This window comes from Microbacterium sp. PI-1, from assembly GCF_004337555.1.
Taxonomy (GTDB): Bacteria; Actinomycetota; Actinomycetes; order Actinomycetales; family Microbacteriaceae; genus Microbacterium; species Microbacterium aurugineum.
Genome location: NZ_SJYZ01000024.1, coordinates 10147 through 31602, shown reverse-complemented (window position 1 = coordinate 31602; position 21456 = coordinate 10147). Strand labels below are relative to the sequence as shown.

19 protein-coding genes are annotated in these 21456 nt (G+C 68.3%); 10 read left to right on the top strand and 9 right to left on the bottom strand.

The window, feature by feature from the left end; translation table 11 throughout:
• Positions 1 to 47: 47 nt before the first annotated feature.
• Genes mmsB through E0W80_RS15950 form a run of 3 tightly spaced genes read right to left on the bottom strand, consistent with a single transcriptional unit; the run spans position 48 to position 3679 of the window.
• The gene (gene mmsB, locus E0W80_RS15960) at positions 48 to 935 is read right to left on the bottom strand and encodes a 3-hydroxyisobutyrate dehydrogenase (protein WP_131493973.1); all 888 of its coding nucleotides are present in this window, start codon (positions 933 to 935) and stop codon (positions 48 to 50) included.
• Positions 932 to 2137: an acyl-CoA dehydrogenase family protein gene (locus E0W80_RS15955; protein ID WP_131493971.1), complete on the bottom strand. Its 1206-nt coding sequence runs from the start codon at positions 2135 to 2137 to the stop codon at positions 932 to 934. Before E0W80_RS15955 ends, mmsB begins: the two co-directional genes overlap by 4 nt.
• Positions 2138 to 2176: 39 nt before the next feature.
• Entirely contained in the window at positions 2177 to 3679 is a 1503-nt protein-coding gene (locus E0W80_RS15950) for a CoA-acylating methylmalonate-semialdehyde dehydrogenase (RefSeq protein WP_131493969.1), read from the bottom strand.
• A 406-nt stretch (positions 3680 to 4085) separates the two neighbouring features.
• Here E0W80_RS15950 and E0W80_RS15945 point away from each other — a divergent pair, with 406 nt between their 5' ends.
• Positions 4086 to 4670, top strand: coding sequence for an antibiotic biosynthesis monooxygenase (locus tag E0W80_RS15945; protein ID WP_131493967.1), 585 nt, complete (start codon positions 4086 to 4088; stop codon positions 4668 to 4670).
• A gap of 58 nt (positions 4671 to 4728) precedes the next feature.
• On the opposite strand, the gene E0W80_RS15940 is transcribed toward E0W80_RS15945, so the two are convergent.
• Positions 4729 to 6240 (bottom strand): alpha-N-arabinofuranosidase, encoded by a 1512-nt coding sequence (locus E0W80_RS15940; protein WP_131493965.1) that lies wholly within the window; start codon positions 6238 to 6240, stop codon positions 4729 to 4731.
• A gap of 328 nt (positions 6241 to 6568) precedes the next feature.
• Between E0W80_RS15940 and E0W80_RS15935 the strand changes: the two genes are divergently transcribed.
• The 4 genes from E0W80_RS15935 (at position 6569) to E0W80_RS15920 (ending at position 10898) form a co-directional block, all read left to right on the top strand.
• A complete protein-coding gene (locus E0W80_RS15935; protein ID WP_131493963.1) occupies positions 6569 to 7468 on the top strand; it encodes a sugar ABC transporter permease in 900 nt (299 codons plus the stop codon).
• Positions 7465 to 8346 carry a carbohydrate ABC transporter permease gene (locus E0W80_RS15930; protein ID WP_131493961.1) on the top strand — a complete coding sequence of 294 codons (882 nt, stop codon included), beginning with the start codon at positions 7465 to 7467 and terminating at the stop codon, positions 8344 to 8346. Before E0W80_RS15935 ends, E0W80_RS15930 begins: the two co-directional genes overlap by 4 nt.
• Before the next feature lie 44 nt (positions 8347 to 8390).
• On the top strand, positions 8391 to 9731 hold the full coding sequence (locus E0W80_RS15925; RefSeq protein WP_240740571.1) for an extracellular solute-binding protein: 1341 nt from the start codon (positions 8391 to 8393) through the stop codon (positions 9729 to 9731).
• A 126-nt stretch (positions 9732 to 9857) separates the two neighbouring features.
• Entirely contained in the window at positions 9858 to 10898 is a 1041-nt protein-coding gene (locus tag E0W80_RS15920) for a LacI family DNA-binding transcriptional regulator (protein ID WP_240740570.1), read from the top strand.
• A gap of 13 nt (positions 10899 to 10911) precedes the next feature.
• Here E0W80_RS15920 and E0W80_RS15915 read toward each other — a convergent pair whose 3' ends face one another.
• The 5 genes from E0W80_RS15915 to E0W80_RS15895 all read right to left on the bottom strand — a co-directional run bounded on the left by E0W80_RS15915 (position 10912) and on the right by E0W80_RS15895 (position 16206).
• Positions 10912 to 12045: a bifunctional 2-methylcitrate synthase/citrate synthase gene (locus tag E0W80_RS15915; protein ID WP_047521627.1), complete on the bottom strand. Its 1134-nt coding sequence runs from the start codon at positions 12043 to 12045 to the stop codon at positions 10912 to 10914.
• A 2-nt stretch (positions 12046 to 12047) separates the two neighbouring features.
• Complete coding sequence (prpB, locus tag E0W80_RS15910; RefSeq protein ID WP_131493957.1) at positions 12048 to 12950, bottom strand: methylisocitrate lyase; 903 nt, start codon at positions 12948 to 12950, stop codon at positions 12048 to 12050.
• Positions 12950 to 14476 (bottom strand): MmgE/PrpD family protein, encoded by a 1527-nt coding sequence (locus E0W80_RS15905; RefSeq protein WP_131493955.1) that lies wholly within the window; start codon positions 14474 to 14476, stop codon positions 12950 to 12952. The genes prpB and E0W80_RS15905 overlap by 1 nt, the downstream gene beginning before the upstream one ends.
• Complete coding sequence (locus E0W80_RS15900; RefSeq protein ID WP_047521621.1) at positions 14473 to 15159, bottom strand: GntR family transcriptional regulator; 687 nt, start codon at positions 15157 to 15159, stop codon at positions 14473 to 14475. The genes E0W80_RS15905 and E0W80_RS15900 overlap by 4 nt, the downstream gene beginning before the upstream one ends.
• Before the next feature lie 81 nt (positions 15160 to 15240).
• Positions 15241 to 16206 (bottom strand): DMT family transporter, encoded by a 966-nt coding sequence (locus E0W80_RS15895; RefSeq protein ID WP_131493954.1) that lies wholly within the window; start codon positions 16204 to 16206, stop codon positions 15241 to 15243.
• A 186-nt stretch (positions 16207 to 16392) separates the two neighbouring features.
• On the opposite strand from E0W80_RS15895, the gene E0W80_RS15890 reads away from it, so the two are divergent.
• Genes E0W80_RS15890 through E0W80_RS15870 form a run of 5 tightly spaced genes read left to right on the top strand, consistent with a single transcriptional unit; the run spans position 16393 to position 21372 of the window.
• Positions 16393 to 16968: a glucose-6-phosphate isomerase family protein gene (locus E0W80_RS15890; protein ID WP_131493952.1), complete on the top strand. Its 576-nt coding sequence runs from the start codon at positions 16393 to 16395 to the stop codon at positions 16966 to 16968.
• A 9-nt stretch (positions 16969 to 16977) separates the two neighbouring features.
• Positions 16978 to 18468 (top strand): xylulokinase, encoded by a 1491-nt coding sequence (gene xylB, locus E0W80_RS15885; protein ID WP_131493950.1) that lies wholly within the window; start codon positions 16978 to 16980, stop codon positions 18466 to 18468.
• Positions 18444 to 19439, top strand: a complete 996-nt coding sequence (locus tag E0W80_RS15880) for a phosphoglycerate dehydrogenase (protein WP_131493948.1) — start codon at positions 18444 to 18446, stop codon at positions 19437 to 19439. Before xylB ends, E0W80_RS15880 begins: the two co-directional genes overlap by 25 nt.
• On the top strand, positions 19436 to 20401 hold the full coding sequence (locus tag E0W80_RS15875; RefSeq protein ID WP_131493946.1) for a shikimate dehydrogenase: 966 nt from the start codon (positions 19436 to 19438) through the stop codon (positions 20399 to 20401). Before E0W80_RS15880 ends, E0W80_RS15875 begins: the two co-directional genes overlap by 4 nt.
• Complete coding sequence (locus E0W80_RS15870; protein ID WP_131493945.1) at positions 20401 to 21372, top strand: aryldialkylphosphatase; 972 nt, start codon at positions 20401 to 20403, stop codon at positions 21370 to 21372. Before E0W80_RS15875 ends, E0W80_RS15870 begins: the two co-directional genes overlap by 1 nt.
• Positions 21373 to 21456 lie beyond the last annotated feature (84 nt).

Here is a 21456-nt window from a genome sequence, read left to right as displayed (position 1 = left end):
CCGTCCGCACCGCGAATGGAACCAGTTGCGCGATTCGAACGCAGTGCTCACACGCGATCGTCGCGAATATCCGTGATGATGCCCGAGAAGTCCCGGGTCGCACCGTCACCGGCGGCGAAGGCGGCATAGAGCTCCTGCGCCAGACGGCCCATCTTGGCGTCGGTCGATGTCTGTTCGATCGCCTGCAGCGCGAGGCCGAGGTCCTTCGCCATCAGCGCCCCGGCGAAGCCCGGCTGATAGTCCCGGTTGGCCGGACTTGTGGGAACCGGGCCGGGAACGGGGCAGTTCGTCGTGATCGACCAGCACTGGCCGGATGCCTGCGACACGACGTCGAACAGCGCTTGGTGCTCGAGGCCCAGTCGCTCCCCCAGCACGAACGCCTCGGCCACCGCGATCTGCGAGACCGCGAGCACCATGTTGTTGCAGACCTTCGCCGCCTGGCCCAGCCCGGGCCCGCCGCAGCGCACGATCCGCGCGCCCATGACCTCCAGCAGCGGCAGCGCTGCGGCGAAGTCCTCGTCCGAGCCACCGACCATGAAGGCGAGCGTGCCGTTCTCGGCACCCACCACACCTCCCGAGACCGGGGCATCGATGTTGCGGTGCCCCGCGGCGAGCGCGAGCGCGTGGGCCGCCCTCGCCTCGTCGACGGCGATCGTGGACGACTCGATGAAGAGAGTGCCCGGTCGCGCGGCGGCGAGCAGTTCGGTGCGATACGCCTCGATCACGTGCTTTCCGGCAGGGAACATCGTGATGACGACGTCCGCCTCGGCCACCGCATACGCTCCACTCGCCGCAACCGGGATCCCCGCCGCCTGCGCCGTCTCGACGGCGGCGGGCACCAGGTCGAAGCCGTGCACCTCATGACCGGCGGCGACGAGGTTCCTGGCCATGGGGAGGCCCATGTGCCCGAGACCGAGGAAGGCTACGCGAGTCATGACGCGCTCCGCATCTGGTCTCCGCCGCCGCGCTGGAGGGAGGCGGAACCCGCAGGTCGCAGCATCTCGCGACCGACGATGAGCCGCATGATCTCGTTGGTCCCTTCCAGGATCTGATGCACGCGCAGGTCACGGACCACCTTCTCGATGCCGTAGTCCTGCAGATACCCGTAGCCGCCGTGGAGCTGCAGTGCCCGGTTCGCGACGTCGAATCCGGCATCGGTCGCGAAGCGCTTGGCCATCGCACAGCGCATCGTCGCGTCGGGTGCATGCTCATCGACCGCCTGCGCGCCGTCGCGCACCATGAGGCGTGCGGCGTGCAGGTCGGTGCGCATGTCGGCGATCGCGAACAGGATCGACTGCTTCTCGGCGAGCGGCTCTCCGAAGGCCATCCGCTCGTGCACGTACTGCACGGCCTTGTCGAGCGCCCATTGCGCGCCGCCCAGCGAACAGGCCGCGATGTTGAGCCGACCTCCGTTGAGGGCCGACATCGCGATGGCGAACCCACGCCCTTCGTCGCCGAGCATGGCGGAGGCCGGAACCCGCACGCCGTCGAGGATCACCTGGCGGGTCGGCTGCGCATGCCAGCCCATCTTCTTCTCCGGCGCCCCGAAGCTCAACGCCTCGGCGTCGCCCGGCACCAGGAACGCGCTGATCCCCCGCGCGCCCGGCTCTCCGGTACGTGCCATGACGACGTAGACGGCGGCCTCGCCCGCGCCCGAGATGAACTGCTTGACGCCGGTGAGCACGAAGTCGTCGCCGTCACGGACCGCGCTCGTCGCGATGTTCGCGGCGTCCGATCCCGCGCCCGGCTCCGTCAGGCAGTACCCGCCGAACTCGGACATCGAGGTGAGCGCCGGCAGCCACTGCCCACGCTGCGCATCGTCGCCGTACGTGTCGATCATCCACACGACCATGTTGTGGATGGAGATGTAGGCCGCGACCGCAGGATCGCCCTTCGCGAGCTCCTCGAAGATCGCGACGGTGTCGAGGCGGCTGAGGCCGGTGCCGCCGAACTCCTCGTCCACGTAGATGCCGCCGAGGCCGAGCTCACCGGCACGGTTCAGCGATTCGCGGGGGAACAGGTGCTTCTCGTCGCGCTCCGCGGCGTGCGGGGCGAGCTCGGTCTCCGCGAACTCGCGGACGGCGCCGATGATCGCCTCGCGCTCTTCGGCTGTGGTGGTGACGGTGGTCATGGTCATCGTGGTTCCTTGTGGGAGTTTCGTGCCGGACGGTACGGATCAGTGCATGGTGGGGATGACGAAGCTGGCGCCGTCGCGGATGCCCGCCGCAGGCCAGCGGCTCGTCACCGTCTTGGTCTTCGTGTAGAACCGGAAGGCGTCGGTGCCGTGCTGGTTGAGGTCTCCGAACCCGCTGCGCTTCCAGCCGCCGAACGTGTAGTACGCGATCGGCACCGGGATCGGCACGTTCACGCCGACCATCCCGACCTCGACGCGGGCGGCGAAGTCGCGTGCGGCGTCACCGTCGCGCGTGAAGATCGCGACGCCGTTGCCGTACTCGTGCTCCGAGGCCATGCGCAGCGCCTCTTCGTAGTCGGCAGCACGGGCGATTACTAGTACCGGGCCGAAGATCTCTTCCCGATAGATCGCCATCTCGGTCGTGACGTGGTCGAACAGGGTCGGTCCGAGGTAGAACCCCTCTTCGTGACCGGGAACGGTGAAGCCGCGGCCGTCGGCGAGGAGGGTCGCTCCTTCGTCGACGCCCTGCTGGATGTACCCCTCGACCCGTTCCACCGCTGCGCGGGTGACCAGCGGCCCGTAGTCGACGTCCGCCGCGAGAGAGGGCCCGACCCGCAGCTGGGCGACCCGTTCGGTGAGTTTGGCGGCGAGGGCGTCGGCCGTCTCCTGTCCGACCGGAACGGCCACCGAGATCGCCATGCAGCGCTCTCCGGCCGAACCGTAGCCCGCACCGATGAGCGCATCCACCGCCTGGTCGAGGTCGGCGTCCGGCATCACGATCATGTGGTTCTTGGCTCCGCCGAAGCACTGCGCCCGCTTGCCGTGAGCCGTCGCGGTGCCGTAGATGTACTCGGCGATCGGTGTGGACCCGACGAACCCGACGGCGCGGATGCGGTCATCGGTGAGCAGCGCGTCGACCGCCTCCTTGTCACCGTGCACGACGTTGAGCACCCCGGCGGGAAGTCCCGCTTCGAGGAAGAGCTCGGCGAGGCGCACCGGCACCGAGGGATCGCGCTCGCTGGGCTTGAGCACGACGGCGTTCCCCGCCGCGAGCGCGGGCCCCGCTTTCCACAGGGGGATCATGGCGGGGAAGTTGAAAGGAGTGATCGCGGCGACCACGCCCAGGGGCTGCCGCATCGAGTAGACGTCGATTCCGGTCCCCGCGCCCGTGGAGTACTCGCCCTTGAGCAGGTGCGGAGCCCCGGCGGAGAACTCGATGACTTCGAGACCGCGCTGGATGTCGCCCTTGGCATCGTCGACCGTCTTGCCGTGTTCGCTCGCGAGGAGCTCGGCGAGCGGCGTCATCTCGCGCTGCACCAGGTCGAGGAAGCGCAGCAGCACCCGCGCACGCTTCTGCGGGTTGGTCGCGGCCCAGGCGACCTGGGCCTCCTCGGCGTTGGCGATCACCCGGCGGACCTCCTCGGCCGACGCCAGCGGCACCCGCGCCTGCACGGCACCGGTGCTCGGATCGAACACATCGGCGAAGCGACCGGAGTCGGGAGTGAGAAGCGATCCGCCTACGAAGTGGGCGATGGTACGAGTCATTGTGTGACATCCCTCCGTGCCGTCATTGGCACATTGAGAAGTTTACTCTGGCCTCCGGAGATTTACTAGGACGTCCTAGCATTTTCTCCCGCGTGGGTCTTCTCATCCGTCGGGGTTGTTCGCACCGCGTTCACCGGCCGGCCATCTCCCCCGGGTACAACTGCAGATGCGCGGACAGAGACTCAGACCGGATCGGGTGTCACGTCTACCGCGCGCACGGTGAGCACTCTCGCTCCCGTCGCGGCTCCCACGCCGCGAGACCCCCGCCGAATCGGGTCGGCGGGGGTCCTCTTCGTGGAGGCGGCATCCCTGGGGCGTTCGACCTAGAATCGACCGTGCGCTGCCACCCCTGGCGCATCCGCTTCGACGCCCCGACCCCGGGCGTCCGTTCTCCGAGGACCGCATCATGTCCGAGCCCGTCACCGTGTCCATCCGCCGCGAGGTCGACCCCGGCCGCATCACCGAGGCGACCGCCTGGGTGCAGACGGGGGTGAACCTCGCGACGAAGTATCCGGGCTTCCTCGGCTCCGGCTGGGTGCGCGCCGGCGAGGACTCGCAGGTGTGGCACATGCTCTACCGCTTCGCGAGCGAGGAGTCGCTGGTCGCGTGGGAGCAGTCGGCCGAACGCACCTGGTGGCTGTCGATGGGCGAGGGCTTCGTGCGGAGCGAGCGTTCGAAACGGCGCACCGGCATCGAGGGCTGGTTCGACGAGCCGACCACCGGGACCATCGCGCTCCCGTCCTCCGAGGGCGGCACCGCCACGGTCACCGTCGCGCCCGCGCCTCCGCGGTGGAAGCAGGCGACCTCGATCTGGCTGGGCTTCTTCCCGGTCAACCTGGCCTTCACCTACGCCCTGAGTCCCGTTCCCGGCTGGGCCGGTCTCCCGATCTGGCTGCGAGTGCTCGTCACGACTCTCGTCCTGACCCCGATCATGGCGTACTGGGTGCTGCCCTTCGTGACCCGGTCCCTGCGGAGCTGGCTCACACGCTGACGAGACCTCTGCGCACTCGGAACGCGATCACCCCGTCTCGGACGTCGGGCCGGCGAGCTCAGCCCAGAGCGATGGCGGACCAGGACACGGGCGGCAGAGTCACTGTGAGCAGTCCTCCTTCGAGGGCGACCGTGTCGTTGTCGCGGACGGTGACGCGCTCCGGGTCGGCGAGCGTGTTCACGGCGTACACGTCGTCATCACTCAGGGTGTGCGCCTCGCACACCCCGACGTCGCCGAGTCCAGCGATGTCCACGGTGACCGTGATCGCCTCCGTCGTGCTCCGATTCACCAGGAAGACGGCAGAGCGCCCGCTCTCGGACTCGTGCGTCGCCACCGCGTCGACGAGTGGCACTTCGCCGTACAGTGCGGTGCGGTAAGAGGGAGCGTCGAGCTTGAGCTCGAGCGCGTCCCCCTGGGCCAGGCGCGACGTGATCGAGAAGGGGTAGAACGTGGTCTGCCTCCACGCGGGCCCGCCCGGCTCGGTCATGATGGGCGCGATCACATTCACCAACTGCGCCAGCGATGCGCTCGTGACCCGATCGGCATGCTTGATCAGCGAGATGAGGAGGTTGCCGAAGACGACCGCGTCGACGACCGAGTACACGTTCTCCAGCAGACGCGGAGCGATCGGCCAGTTGTCGATGCCGGAGATCTTGTCCACGTCGCGGAACCGGTCGAGGTACCAGACGTTCCACTCGTCGAAGGAGAGGTCGATCTTCTTCGTGCTGCCCCGTACGGCCCCGACGTGATCAGCCGTCGCCACCACCGACTCGATGAAGCGATCCATATCGACGGCGGACGCGAGGAACGAGTCGAGGTCTCCGTCCTTCTCCTCGTAGTAGGCGTGGCAGGAGATGTAGTCGACGTCGTCGTAGGTGTGCCCGAGCACGACGCGCTCCCATTCACCGAACGTGGGCATGTGCCGGCTCGATGACCCGCAGACGACGAGCGTGACATCGGGGTCCATCTGTCGCATGGCCTTGGCCGCCTGCGAGGCGACCTTGCCGTAGTCGTCCGCAGAGCGATGGCCGAGCTGCCACGGACCGTCCATCTCGTTGCCCAGGCACCACATCTCGACACCGAACGGCTCGTCACGCCCGTTCTCTCGACGCCGCTCACTCAACGCCGTCCCTCCTCGGATGTTCGCGTACTCGAGAAGATCCAGTGCCTCCAGCGTCCCCCGGGTGCCGAGGTTGACCGCCATCATGAGGTCGCTGCCCACCTTGTCGAGCCACGAGGCGAACTCATGGAGCCCGACCTCGTTCGTCTCGGTCGAGTGCCAGGCGAGGTCGAGGCGCCGGGGCCGCTGTTCACGAGGGCCGACCGAGTCTTCCCATCGGAACCCCGAAACGAAGTTGCCGCCGGGATAGCGGATGGTCGAGACGCCGAGTTCTCGGACGAGGTCGATGACATCACGGCGGAACCCCTCCGCATCCGCGGCCTCATGCCCGGGTTCATAGATTCCGTCGTAGACGTGGCGGCCGAGATGTTCGACGAAGCCGCCGAACAGTCGACGCTGAATGCGCCCGGTCACGAAGTGCGGGTCGATGGTCAGATGGGCCGATGGCATGGGTGCTCTTCCGAGTGAGGACGTGTGCGTCACCAATATACAACGTTGTAAATCTGTCGGCAGGAGCATAACCTGTTCAGCGAAGACAGGTGGAGGCGGAGCAAACGACCCCGTTCATGGAGCGTCGACATCTCCGCGCCACCCGAAGCTCCGGCGAGAAACGCCACCCAGGCATGAGTTCGAGGAAGAAAGCTGCCATGACTGATCGAGAACCAGCGCGACGCCCCCACGGCCTCACGAGGACGCATCACCGACATGGTGACGCGGCGCACTGTCAGCCTGTTTACATCGTTGTGAATTCTGGAACGCTGAGAAGGGGTCGCGGCGCATGAAGAAACTGCTCTACAACCAGCGTCTCGCTCCCTACCTGTTCATCCTGCCCTTCGTGCTCACGGTGCTCGTGTTCTGGCTGGTTCCCGTCGGCCGATCGGTGTCGATGAGCTTCCAGGAGGTGCTCTACGGTCAGGCCACGTTCATCGGTACGGAGAACTACGAGCGGCTCTGGCGCGACCAGGTGTTCTGGAAGGCCATGTTCAACAGCATCCGCTACATGCTCCTCACCCTGGTCATCCTCGTCCCGATCCCGATGGTGCTGGCGGCGATCATCAACTCCCGACTGGGCAGCAGCCGCATCAAGGACTTCTTCAAGTCCTCGCTCTTCATCCCCGCGCTGACGTCCGTCGTGGTCGCCGGCATCATCTTCCGACTGATGTTCTCCGAGACCGACTCGGGTCTGATGAACCAGGTCGTCGAGTTCTTCGGCTTCGGGCCCGTCCGCTGGCTGCGCGAAGACCTCACCGGTCTCACGGCACTGCTCCTCCTGGCGCTGTGGAGATGGGCCGGCGTGAACACGATGTACTTCCTCGCCGGCATGCAGGCGATCCCGACCGAGTACTACGAGGCGGCGTCGATCGACGGTGCGAGCAAGGTCCAGCAGTTCTTCAACGTCACCCTGCCGGGGCTGAAGCCCACCATCGTCTACGTCACCACGATCAGCGTGTACGGCGGTCTGGCCATGTTCCTCGAGAGCTTCATGCTCTACGCCGGCAACAACTCACCGAACAACCAGGGCCTGACGATCGTCGGCTACCTCTATCGCAAGGGCATCCAGGACAATGACCTCGGCTTCGCCTCCGCCGTGGGCGTCGTGCTCCTCGTGCTGGTCCTCGCGATCAATCTCACTCAGCTCATCGCCACGGGCACGTTGAAGAAGGAGTCGGCTCGATGATGTACCAGACCTCCGCGACGCCGCCTGCCGCCCGCACACGACCACGGATGTCGCGTCGCACGGCGGGGCTGATACAGAGCGGCTTCCTGATCCTCATCGCTCTCGTCTCGCTCGTCCCGGTGCTCGCGATCGTCTTCGGAACCTTTCAGGACGGCAACGACGTCATCCGCAACGGGATCTCGTTCTCGACCGACTGGTCGACACTGAGCTTCGACAACTACGTGATGCTCTTCACCGATTCCGGCCTGTACTTCCAATGGTTCTGGAACAGTCTCGTGCTCACGGTCGTGCAATTGGTGGGCACTCTCCTCGTGAGCTCGTTCGTCGCCTACGGGTTCGCGATGTACGAGTTCCGCGGCAAGAGCCTCGGCTTCATCCTCGTGATCATCCTCATGACGATCCCGTTCGAGATGCTCATGCTGCCGCTGTACGTCCAGGTGAACGACATGCGCGCCACGGACCAGTACTGGATCGTCGTCCTCCCGTTCCTCGCCCAGGCGGTCACGATCTTCTTCTTCCGGCAGTACTTCCTGGGCATCCCGAAGGAGATCCTTGAGGCCGGTCGCATGGACGGAGTGTCGGAGTTCGGCATCTTCTTCCGTCTGGTGGCACCAATCGCCAAACCGGCGTTCGCGGCGATGGCGATCCTCAACAGCATGATCATCTGGAACAACTTCCTCTGGCCGCTGCTGGTTCTGCGCTCGCCGGACAAGTTCATCCTGCCCATCGGCCTGAACACGCTGCTCACGCCGTACGGCAACAACTACGAGCTGCTGATCATCGGCTCGTTCTTCTCCCTGATCCCCCTCCTCATCCTCTTCCTCGCGTTCCAACGGTTCTTCGTGCAGGGCATGACCGCCGGTGCGGTCAAGGGCTGACACCGAACCTTCCTCTCCCCCGTATCCCCCACACAGTCAGGAGTATGACCATGCGATTCCGAAGGATTCTGACCGCGGCGACCGTGGCAGCAGTGACGGTCGGCGTTCTGTCCGCCTGCGCGAGCGGCACCCCGCAGGACGACGGCGCGAACGCCGACGGCACCACCACACTGGACATGTGGGTCTTCGCCGAGCTCCACGGCCAGGTCTACGAGCAGATGGCCGAGAGCTGGAACAAGGAGAACCCCGACAAGGCCATCGACCTGAACATCACCGTCTACCCCTACCAGGACATGCACGACAAGCTCCTGCTCGCCGTGAACTCCGGGGAGGGCCTCCCCGACCTGGCCGACATCGAGGTGGGCAAGTTCGCGAACTTCGTCAAGGGCGACAACCCGCCGTTGGCGGATCTGACGGAGGTCGCCGCGCCCTACACCGACGACATCGTGCAGGCCCGGCTCGACCTCTACAGCAGGAACGGCAAGATCTACGGCTTCCCGACCCACGTCGGCGCCTTCGTGAGCTTCTACAACACCGAACTCCTCGAGAGCGCCGGAATCGACTACACGACGATCGAGACCTGGGACGACTTCGCCGCCGCCGGCGCCGAGTACTCCGCGGCGACCGGGAAGGCGTTCGGCGTCGCCAGCACGAGCATCTTCTTCACCGAGCCGCTCGCGATCGCACAGAACGGCGGTCAGCTCTTCACCGAGGACGGGCGGGGGGACGTCGACGTGAACAGCCCCGAGGTCGTCGACACGATGGAGATGTTCCAGGACATGAAGGAGTCGGGAGCGATCTCGACGATCCCCGGTGGCAGCCCGGACAGCGAGGAGGCCTTCGGCGCCATCAACGACGGCGACTACGCCGCCGTCGTCTACCCCGCGTGGTACACCTCGCGTTTCGTCGACTACATGCCGGATCTCGCGGGGAAGATCGCGATCGCTCCCGCTCCGCAGATCGAGGGCTCCGAGGCGCTGACCATCGGCGGCGGTGGCACCGGCACCGCCGTGATGGCCGGCAGCGGGAAGAAGGAGATCGCCAGCGAGTTCGCGGCCTACAGCAAGCTGTCGCTCGAAGCGAACGTGAAGGTGTGGGAGGAGCTGGGCTTCGATCCCGTGAACATGTCGGTCTGGGAAGACGAGAAGGTCACGAAGAACCCGGACAACAAGTTCAACCAGTACTTCCAGACGAACCTGTTCGACGTGCTGAACTCGGTGAAGGACGGGATCGGTCACTTCGAGTCGTTCTCCAACCCGTCCCTCCCCACGGTCGACAACCAGTTCCGCACGGTCACGCTCAACGAGATCTACGAGAACGGCACGCCCGCGGAGGAGGCTCTCGATCAGGCGCAGACCGACCTTCAGAACGAGCTCGGCCAGTAGCAGCAGGCTATTCGGGTGCGGGCGGGAGAGCATTCCTCTCCCGCCCGCACTCTGCGCACGACGTTAGAGTGAGGGGAGCGCGCTGGCGTGACACACGGCGATTGGTGAGGCCCGATGGATCCGACGATGCACGACGTCGCGCGCCTCGCCGGAGTCTCCATCAAGACCGTCTCGAACGTCATCAACGACTATCCGCATGTGAGCGCGCAGACCCGCGAACGTGTGCAGACGGCCATCGATGAACTCGGCTACCGGCCGAATCTGTCGGCCCGCGGCCTCCGCTCCGGCCGCACGGGTGTCATCGGCCTCGCCGTTCCCGCTCTGAGCGAGAACTACTTCGCCGAGCTGGCGGATGCGGTCATCCGTGCCGCCGACGACCGGGGGCTCGGTGTCGTCGTCGAGCAGACCAGCGGCGACAGGGCCCGCGAACTGCAGGTGATCACCGGAGGGCGTCTGCGTCTCACCGACGGACTGCTGTTCAGCCCCGTGGCACTGGGGCAGCCCGATGCCGATGCTCTGGACACGGGCTTCCCCCTCGTCCTCCTCGGTGAGCGCATCTTCGACGGCCCGACAGACCACGTCGCCATGCACAACACCTCCGCAGCCAGAGCTGCGGTGGAGCATCTTCTCGACATCGGGCGCCGGCGCATCGCCCTCGTCGGCGCAGAAGAGGACGAGACGCCTGGCACCAGCTCGACGAAGCTGCGACTCGCCGGCTATCGGGAGGCGTTCCTCGAGGCCGGCTTCGAGGTCGACCCACGGCTCATCCGCACGAGCGCGCACTGGAGTCGCAGCGGAGGTCTCCTGGCGATCCGCGAGCTGATCAGCGAAGGGGTGGCGTTCGACGGGGTCTTCGCCCTCAACGACGCCCTCGGTCTGGGGGCGCTCCGCGCGCTGGGCGAGGCGGGGTTGCGCGTCCCCGAGGACGTCGCGGTGATCGGGTTCGACGACATCGACGAGGCCAAGTTCTCGATCCCCTCCATGTCCAGTGTCGACGCCGGGCGCACACAGATCGCGGTGGCAGCCGTGGACCTGCTCATCGAGCGCATCGAGGAGAAGGGGGGTCGTCGCTCGCCGCGCACGGTGAAGCCGGGGTTCCGCATCGTCAGACGCGAGTCGACGGGCTTCTCCGGGCGCACCGCTCACCCCGATCCCGCCCCCCTCTGAGCTCGGGCGGGGGTCAGCCCTCGACGTGGCGCTCGTCCGGACCGTCGTAGTGCGACAGCGGACGGATCAGCGCGTTCGATCCCGCCTGCTCGATCACGTGCGCGGTCCAGCCCGTCACTCGCGCCGCGACGAACAGCGGCGTGAAGGTGAGCGTGTCGAAACCGATCAGGTTGTAGGCAGGGCCCGACGGGTAGTCGAGGTTCGGATAGATGCCCTTGCGCGCCACGAACTCCGACTCGAGGGTGTCGTACAGCTCGGCCACGTCGGCGCGATCGTAGTGCTCCACGAGGGTGTCGAGCGCCGCCTTCATGGTCGGCACCCGGGAATCGCCCTTCTTGTAGACGCGATGCCCGAAGCCCATGATCTTGCGCTTCTCGGCGAGCGCCTTGTCGAGCCACGGCACGACATTGTCTGCGGTGCCGATGTCGTCGAAGATGTGCAGGACCGCTTCGTTGGCGCCACCGTGCAGCGGGCCCTTGAGCGCGCCGATGGCCCCGACGACCGCGGAGTAGATGTCGCTCAGGGTCGAGGTGATCACGCGTGCGGTGAACGTCGAGGCGTTGAAGGAGTGCTCCGCGTACAGGATCATCGAGCGGTTGAACGCATCCACGACGACGTCGTCCGCTTCCTCGCCGAACGTCATCCAGAGGAAGTTCGCGGAGTAGTCGAGGTCGTCTCGGGGGGCGATGAGCTCCTGGCCACGACGACGACGCTGCCCGTAGGCGACGATCGCCGGGAGCGCGGCGAAGAGGCGGATGCTGCGCTCGAGGTTCTGCTCGGGGCTGCCCCCGGCGTCGAGCACCGAGCCGCCGGCGCCCGGGTCGGACGCACCGATCAGGCTCACCGCGGTGCGCACCTCGTCCATCGGGTGCGCGTCGAGCGGGACCAGGTCGATCGCGGCCTTGACGTTGTCGGCGAGCGCGCGGTGTCTGCGCTCCTCCACGCGGAACGCCGCCAGCTCCTCGGGCGTCGGCAGTTCGCCGTTCCAGAGCAGGTAGGCGACCGCTTCGAACGGCTGCGTGTCCGCGAGCTCCTGCACCGGATAGCCGCGGTACAGCAGACTGTTCGTCTCGGGATTGACCTTCGAGATCGCGGTCGTGTCGACGACGACCCCCGCGAGGCCCTTCTTGATGTCCGGCTCGGTCATGGTCACTCCTTCGTGATGGTGAAGTTGAAGACACCGGAGTCGAAATGGTTGTACGACTCGTAGTCGATCAGGTCGTAGAGGTCGGCGCGGTGCTGCATCTCGCCGAGCTTCGAGGTCAGGTGCCCCTCTTCGTTCAGCGTATCGAGCGCACGGCCCGCGGCCCCCATCGAGATGCGCAGCAGCGACACCGGCCAGATGACGAGGTTGACCCCGGCGTCGCGCAGCTGATCCACGGAGAACAGCTCGCTCTTGCCGAACTCGGTCATGTTCGCGAGGATCGGCACGTCGAGTGCCTCGGCCATCGCCTCGAACTCCGCGAGCGTGCGCATCGCCTCGGGGAACACCGCGTCGGCGCCCGCATCCACCAGTGCCTTGGCGCGGTCGATCGCCGCGTCCAGCCCTTCCACCGCCCGGATGTCGGTGCGCGCCATGAGCAGGAAGTTCTCGTCGCGACGGGCGTCGACGGCGGCACGGATGCGCTTGATCGCCGTGTCCTCGTCGACCACGGATTTGCCGTCGAGGTGACCGCAGCGCTTCGGGTTGATCTGGTCCTCGATGTGCGTGCCCGCGAGGCCCGCATCCTCGAGCTCCTGGATCGTGCGGGCGACGTTCATCGGTTCGCCGAAGCCGGTGTCGGCATCGACGATCGCGGGGAGGTCGGTCATTCGGGCGATCTGCTTCGCCCGACCCGCGACCTCGGTGAGTGTGGTGAGGCCGATGTCGGGGAGGCCCAGATCGGCCGAGAGCACGGCGCCGGAGATGTAGACGCCGTCGAAGCCCTTCTGCTCGATCAGGCGTGCGCTCAGCGGGTTGAACGCACCGGGGAAGCGAAGCAGCTCCCCGCTCGCGAGCCGCTCGCGGAACAGGCGCCGCTTCTCCGACGGGGTGACGGTCGAGTACAGCATCAGAAGAGTCCTGCCGGTGCCGGAGCGTTCTCGAGCACTCCCGGCTTCGCGACGATCGACAGCTCGCCGACCTCCGCTGCGGTCAGCTCGGGCAGACGCTGGACGAGGTCCAGGAACCGTTCGATCTCGGCGGGCTCGAGCACGGGCTCCGCCAGCAGACGGAACTTGGCGATGTAGTTCTCCCGGGCGAACGGACGCGCTCCGAGGGGGTGGGCATCCGCCACGGCGATCTCGTCCACCACGGTCGACCCGTCGGTGAGGCGGATCTCGACGCGACCGCCGAACGCCTTTTCATCGGGGTCCTCGGAGTGATAGCGGCGCGTCCACTCGGCGTCCTCGGCGGTGGTGATCTTGTGCCACAGCGCGACCGTGTCGGCGCGGCCCGCGCGCTCGGGAGCGTAGGAGTCGACGTGGTGCCATCCACCGTCCTGCAGCGCGACCGCGAAGATGTAGGGCACCGAGTGGTCGAGCGTCTCGCGCGAGGCGGTCGGGTCGTACTTCTGCGGGTCGTTGGCGCCGGAGCCGATCACGTTGTGGGTGTGATGGCTCGTGTGGATGACGATCTGATCGATGTTGGCGGGGTCACGCAGCGCCGGATTCTCGATCCCGAGCTTGCGGGCGAGGTCGATGAGCGCCTGCGCCTGGTACTCGGCCGAGTGCTCCTTCGTGTACGAGTCGAGGATCGCGCGCTTGGGCTCACCCGCAGCGGGCAGCGGCACGTCGTACGCGGCATCCTTGCCGTCGAGCATCCAGGCGATCACGCCGTCTTCACCTTCGTAGATCGGGGCGGGGCTGGTCTGCCCCCGCATCGCCCGGTCGACCGCTTCGACGGCCATCTTGCCCGCGAAGGCCGGGGCGTGCGCCTTCCAGGTCGAGATCTCGCCCTTGCGGCTCTGGCGGGTGGCGGTCGTGGTGTGCAGTCCCTGCCCGACGGCCTGATAGATGGTCTCGACGTCGAGGCCGAGCAGGGTTCCGATGCCGGCGGCGGCCGACGGGCCGAGGTGGGCGACGTGGTCGATCTTGTGCTTGTGCAGGCAGATCGCGCGCACCAGATCCATCTGGATCTCATACCCGGTGGCGATGCCGCGCACCAGGGCGCGGCCGTCCTTGCCGGTGTGCTGGGCGACCGCGAGGATCGGCGGGATGTTGTCGCCGGGGTGCGAGTACTCCGCCGCGAGGAACGTGTCGTGGTAGTCCAGCTCGCGCACGGCCACGCCGTTCGCCCAGGCGGCCCACTCGGGGCTGGTGCGGTGGTCGAGTGCGGCGCCGAAGAGGTTCGCACCGACGCCGCCCGTCGAGACGGGATGGCTGAACGCCTGCGCCCTGGCCGCGTTGATCGGAGCGCGGGTCAGGGAGGCCGCGGCGACGGAGGCGTTGTCGATGATGCGGTTGATGATCATGTCGACGACATCCTGCTCGACCTCGACCGGGTCGGCGGCGACCTCGGCGATCCTCCAGGCGAGCTGATCCTCACGGGCGAGGTTCTCGTCGCTGCGGTGCACACGGACGTGGTGGGTGACGGTCATGAGAGTCCTTCGGTCGTGGGAGGGGACGAGACGTCTTCGGGGAGGGAGTCGAGGATGCCGGTGAGCGCGTTGTGCAGGTGCACGTGCGTCGCGTGGGCCGCGAGGTCGCCGTCGCGGGCGGCGAGCGCCGCGGCGATGGTGCGGTGCTCCCCCGCGGAGGCGGCGAGCCGGGCGGGGTTGTCCCGCGCCATCCGACGAACCCGCACGAGGTGGGTGCGCACCGTGCGCAGCGCCGACGCGATGTAGTCGTTCGCCACAGCGGCGTCGAGGGCGGCGTCGAAGCGGGCTATCAGCGCATAGTAGGCGTCGCGGCCGGCGACGGCGTCGAGGTCGACGTGGGCGAACTCGTCGGCGAGCGCGGCGAACAGGGAGGCATCGCCCCGGGTGGCGGCGAGGCGTGCCGAGCTCTCCTCGAGCGCACGGCGGATCTCGAAGAGCGAGCGGATGTCGTCGGCGTCGAGATCGGCGACGACCGTGACCCGCGGTGACTGCTGGACGACGAGGCCGTCGGCGGCGAGCCTGCGCAGCGCTTCGCGCATGGGCGTGCGACTCACGCCCAGGCGCTCCGCCTGCTCGACCTCGCCGAGCACGAAACCTGCCGCGAGCGCGCCGGACTGGATGTCATCGAGCAGCGCCGCATACGCACGGTCACCGGCCGAGGTGCGCTCCACGGGAAGGGTCATGCCCTCAGTGTATACATAAAGCGGCTCTGGCGGGCCGATGATCTCGCTGGACTCGTTTCCGGTATACATTCCCCGCGAGGGCTACGGCACCGGTTCGACGAACTCCTGGGCGACCGGCTCCCCCAACTTGACCACGACGACGCCGGCGAGCACGAGCACCCCACCCAGCGCCTGCAGCAGATCGGGGAGCTGCCCGAGGAGCAGCCAGCCGAACAGAAGAGCCGCCACGACCTCGGCGAGCGCGACGAAGGACGCGAGCCGCGACCCCAGCATCCGCGTCGACGCGATCCCGAGCAGGTACGCGAGGGCGGTCGCGACGACACCCATCGCCAGCACCGGGACGAACCACGGCACACTGCCGAACCGGTACGCGATGTCGTCGGTGGTCCACCGAATCGGCAGCACGCCGATGGCCCCGGCGGCGGTGAGCCCGAGCGCACCGAGCAGCAGACCGCTGCCGGCGAGCGCGATCGGCGGCAGCCCCGTGTCCGCCTTGGCGGACAGCACGAAGTACGTCGCCGCCCCCACCATCGCCCCGAGCGCCCAGAGGATCCCGGCCACGTTCACGTCGGCACCGGTGAGGATGTCGAGCATCAGCACGAGCCCGACGAAGGCGATGGCCGCGCCGATGATGCTCCGACGCGTCGGACGCTCCCCCCTGCGCAGCCAGAGCCACAGCAGCACCGCGACCGGAGCGGTGTACTCGATGAGCAGGGCGATCCCGACATCCATGACGGCGACGGCCTGGAAGTAGAAGAGTTGCGTCGCCGCGACCGCGAGCAGACCGTAGGCGAGGATCATCCCCGCATTGCGCCGCAGCAGCCCCCACCGCCCACGCAGGGAGAGGATCGTGGGGAGGAGCAGCACGAGGGCTGCCACCCAGATGCGAGCGGTGACCGCGGCCCCGGGCGTCCACCCCGCATCGATGAGCCCGCGCGCCCATGCTCCCGACATACCGAACGCGAAGGCCGCGGCGATCGCGAGCGGCAGCCCGAGGCGCACGTCGCGCGCGGGTGCGACCGCCGTATCCGTCCTCACCGTGCCCATGGTCGTTGACGCTACTCGCGACAGCCCCGGGTTTCGAATCGCGTGAACGGTCGCTTCTCCGCCCCGAATCGGACCATTCACGCGATTCGAAAGATGAGCGACTCTGGACGCGACCTGTCATAACAGGTACAGTGAACCTGTCATTACAGGTTGCGCAACGACGCAGCGCCCGTACGAGGAGCACCGATGCCCGAGTTCCACACCCCGCCGATCTCTCCGATGGCGATCGCGTTCGACGCCGAGAAGCTGACTCTCTCGCCCGAAGGGCCGACCCTCACCCGGCGGATGTCCGACCTCGAGGGGCTTTTCCTCGACGCCGAGGCCTGGGCCGACGCATCCGCCGGCGAGAACCCCGTGGTCTACACGGTGGTGAGCTCCCCCGTTCCCGAGGTCGACCGCGAGCTGCCGCAGTCGATCACGACGATCATGCCCGGCGACACGTCCGGTGAGCTCTGGATGACCAAGGGTCACCAGCACCCGCACCATCAGGGCGAGATCTACCTGGCATTGAAGGGCCGCGGCGGACTGCTCATGTTCGACGGCGATCGCACCGAGTGGCTGGACATGCTCCCCGGGACGATCGGCTACATCCCGCCGGGCTGGGCGCATCGCTCGGTCAACACCGGCGACGAGCCCTACGCCTTCCTCGCGGTCTACCCGGGAGGAGCAGGGCACGACTACGGCTGGGTGCTGGAGCACGGCATGGGCGCACGCGCCTATCGCGCAGCCTCCGGCGTCGACCTGCGCCCCTACGCGGAATAGGCTCCGGCCATGATCATCGCGCACGATCTGGGCACCACCGGCAACAAGGCGTCCCTGCACCACGACGACGGCCGTCTCGTCGCCTCGGTCACCGTCCCCTACCCCGCGCACTTCGCCGCGGGCGGTATCGCCGAGCAGAACCCCTCCGACTGGTGGAACGCGGTCGTCGAGGCGACGCGCGACCTGATCGCCCGCACCGGAACGGCCGCGACCGACATCGCCGGACTCGTGGTGAGCGGCCAGATGATGGGGGCGGTGCTGCTCGACGCCGACGGCGAACCCGCACGCCCGGCGATCATCTGGGCCGACACCAGGTCGGGCGCCCAGCAGCGCGAGCTCGAGGCCGCGATCGGCGCCGAACACGCCTACGGCATCCTGGGCCATCGCCTCAACCCCACCTACTCGGTCGAGAAGATCATGTGGGTGCGCGACAACGAGCCCGACGTGTGGGCGCGCGTGCGCCGGGTGTGCGTCGCGAAGGACTTCATCGTCCTGCGCCTGACCGGGCGCCTGGCCACCGACCGCTCCGACGCCTCCGGCACCAACGCCTACGACCAGGCCGCCGGAACCTGGTCGGACGAGGTCGTGCGCGCCGCACGCCTCGACCCGGCCCTGTTCCCCGAGATCCTCGACTCGACCCGGATCGCCGGCACGCTGACGGATGCAGCCGCGGACGCCCTCGGGCTCCCCGCGAGCGTCCGTGTGGTGATGGGGGGCGGCGATGGTCCGATGGCCGCCGTCGGCTCCGGCGTCGTCGCGCCCGAGGACGGCGCGTACGTGTGCCTGGGCACCTCGTCGTGGATCTCGTTCGCGGCCGATGCCCCGCTGCACGATCCCGCGATGCGCACTTTCACGTTCGACAACGTGGTCCCCGGCTCGTTCGTCCCGACCGCCACCATGCAGGCCGGCGGGGCCTCGGTGCAATGGATCTCGGAGGCTCTCTCCCCCGACCCCGCGCATCCCGAAACCGCCCGGCTGACGGCCGAAGCGTCCGCCGACATCGACACCGACGACCTCTACTTCCTCCCCTACCTCCTCGGCGAGCGCTCCCCGATGTGGGACCCGGACGCCCGCGGCGCCTTCGTCGGCCTCGCCCGCCACCACGGCAGAGCCCACCTCGTGCGGGCGGTGCTGGAGGGCACGGCGTTCAACCTGCTCAGCTGCATCCAGGCCTTCCGTGAGTCCGGGGCCGTGATCGACCGCATCGACGCGGTCGGCGGCGGAGCCCAGAGCGACGTGTACCTCTCGGTGCTGGCGGATGTGTGGGGCGTGCCGGTGCGCCGCCGGACGATCGTGGAGGAGGCGAACAGTCTCGGAGCAGCGGTCACCGCCGCAGTCGGGCTCGGACTCACGGACTTCTCGGCCGCCCGCGCCCTGAGCGAGGTCACCGCCGAGTTCACCCCGGATGCCGGGCGCCATGCCGTCTACGCCGAGCGGCACGCCCGCTTCGCCGACGCCTACACGGCCCTGGCGCCGTGGTTCGCCGGACGGCCGCGCTGATGGGTGTGATCCTCGTCACCAGCCGCTCCTTCTCGGACGGCGACCTCGACCTGGTGGAACGCGCCGCCCAGGCGGGGCATCGCATCCTCCGTGGTCCGGCGCATCATGACCTCGAGGACTTGCGATCACTCCTGCACGGCGCTGATGCCTGGATCGCGGGCACCGGGGCGATCACGGACGCGCATTTCGCCGCGGCTCCGAAGCTCAAGGTGGTCGCCCGGTACGGCGTCGGCACCGAGTCGGTCGATCTGGGCGCGGCGCGCGATCGCGGCATCCCGGTGACCAACACCCCCGGCGCCAACGCCGACGCGGTCGCGGACCACGCGATCGGGCTCATGCTCGCCGCGCTGCGGTTCATCCCGGACGGCGATCGCCGCGTGCGCACGGGCGATTGGGGCGTGCGGCGCGGACGTGAGCTCGGCGCCGCCACGGTCGGCATCGTCGGCTTCGGGCGCATCGGCCAGGGTGTGGCCGCGCGGCTGAGCGGCTTCGGGCCGCGCGTGCTGGCCGCCGATCCGTTCCTTCCCGACGAGGTCGTGCGGGCCCGGGGTGCAGAACCCGTCTCGCTCGACGACCTGTTCCGCACCGCCGACGTCATCACGCTGCACGCTCCGGGCGGGCAACAGCTCGTCGACGCCGACCGTCTCACCGGCATGCGGCCGGGAACCGTGCTGATCAACACCGCCCGCGGTGACCTGATCGACGAGGCAGCCGTCGCGCAGGCGCTCCGCGACGGAACCCTCGCCGGCTACGCGGCCGACACCCTCGACGGTGACACGGCCGCGCACCACAGCCCTCTGCTCGCCCCGGACCTCGCCGACCGCGTGATCGTCACCCCGCACCTCGGTGCGCAGACCACCCAGGCCGTCGACAACATGGGCGCTCTCTCGCTGGCCGACGTGATCGCGATCCTCGACGGTGGCGATCCCGCCCATCCCGTCCCCGTCCCGCTCGCCGAGGAGAACCGATGACCACCACCGCCGACACCGTCCACGCCGACGGGGCCTCCACTGCTGCATCCGCCGACTACATGGGTTTCGTCGGGGTGACCACGGCGTCGTCGTCGATCATGAAGGTGTTCCCGCTGTGGGCCGACATCCTGGGTCTCCCGACGCGCACCCTGCTCGGCCACGATCTGCCGATGGACGCCGAGCCGGCACAGTACCGCGCGATGGTCGAGCAGATCCGCGATGACCCGCACCACCGTGGAGCCCTCGTGACCACGCACAAGATGAACGTGTACGCCGCGGCCTCCGACCTGTTCAACGAGTTGGATCCCTTCGCGGTGTCCTGCTCCGAGATCTCCAGCATCTCGAAGCGCGGCCGGGTCCTTTCCGGACGGGCCAAGGATCCGATCACGGTCGACCTCGCGCTGAACGACTTCCTCCCGGCCGATCACTTCACACGTACGGGTGCGGCGGTCGTGATCCTGGGCGCCGGCGGTTCGGGCACCGCACTGAGCTGGGCGCTGGCCGAGCGTGAGGACGCCCCCTCGAAGATCACGGTGACGGCCCGCACACAGGACAAGCTCGACCACCTGCGCGAGGTGCACCGCCAGCACGGCACGCGGGAGGGACTGATCGAGTACGTGGTGACTGCGTCCCCTGCAGAGGCCGATGCCCTGGTGACCGCCGCACCCCCGGGATCCGTCATCGCCAACGCCACCGGGCTCGGCAAGGACCGCCCGGGCTCGCCCCTGAGCGACACGGCGGTGTTCCCCGAAGGCGCGTACGCGTGGGAGTTCAACTACCGCGGCTCGCTCGAGTTCCTGCATCAGGCGCAGGCGCAGGCGGCCGCGCACGGGCTCCACGTCATCGACGGCTGGCGCTACTTCATCCACGGCTGGTCGCAGGTGGTGGCCGACGTGTTCGAGCTCGACCTGACCCCCGAGGTCGTCGAGCGACTCGCCGAGGCCGCGGAGTCGGTGCGCTGATGTCCGTCGTCGTCCGCACGGTGCTCGGTGACATCGCGCCGACGGCGCTCGGACGAGTGAACTACCACGAGCACCTGTTCCAGGTGTCGCCGCTGCTGCCGGGCGATGAGCTCGACGATGAGACCGCGTCGGGCAAAGAAGCGGCACTGCTGCGGGCGAGCGGGTTCGACACGATGGTGGATGCCACACCGTTCGGACTCGCCCGGGACCCGGAGGCTTTGGCACGGATCAGCGCGACGACCGGACTGCACATCGTGGCGACGACCGGCCGTCACCGTGAAGCCCATTACGGCGCGGACCATCCGATGCAGGTGTGGACCGCCGACCGCCTGGCCGCTCTCTTCCTCGCCGACCTCACACGCGGCATGCCCGTGGACGACAGCGAGATCTTCGAGACGCCCGACATCTCCGTCGCACGCACACCGGGCGGTGCTCCCGTGCGCGCAGGGCTGCTCAAAGGGGGCGCCGACTACTGGCGCATCAGTCCGTTCGAGCGCACGACGCTGATCGCCGTGGCCGCAGCGCACCGCGCGACAGGGGCTCCCGTCATGGTGCATCTGGAGTTCGGCACGGCGGCCCATGAGGTGCTCGACCTGCTCTCCGCCGAGGGGGTGCCTGCCCACCGGGTCGTGCTCGCGCACGCCGACCGCGACCCCGACCCCGGGCTGCACGTGTCCCTCGCCGAACGCGGAGCCCACCTCGGCTACGACGGCTTCGCGCGTCCGCGCACCCGCTCCGATGCCGAGCTCCTCGCCCTGACCGTCGCCGTGGTCGAGCGCGGCGCCGGCGACCGGATCGTGCTCGGCGGCGATGTCGCCCGGCGCACACGGTACATCGCGTACGGCGGCATGCCCGGACTCGCCTACCTCGGCGACCGTTACCTCCCCCGCCTCCGCGAGGCTGTGGGCGAGGACGCCGTGCACCGGATGCTCGTGACCACACCGGCGCAGCTCCTGGCCTTCTCCGTCTGACCCCCTGCTCACCTGTCGGGAGAATGCACGCATGTCGGAAGAATCGCCGGCATCCGCTCCTGCACCCGCGCAACCTCCCGACAT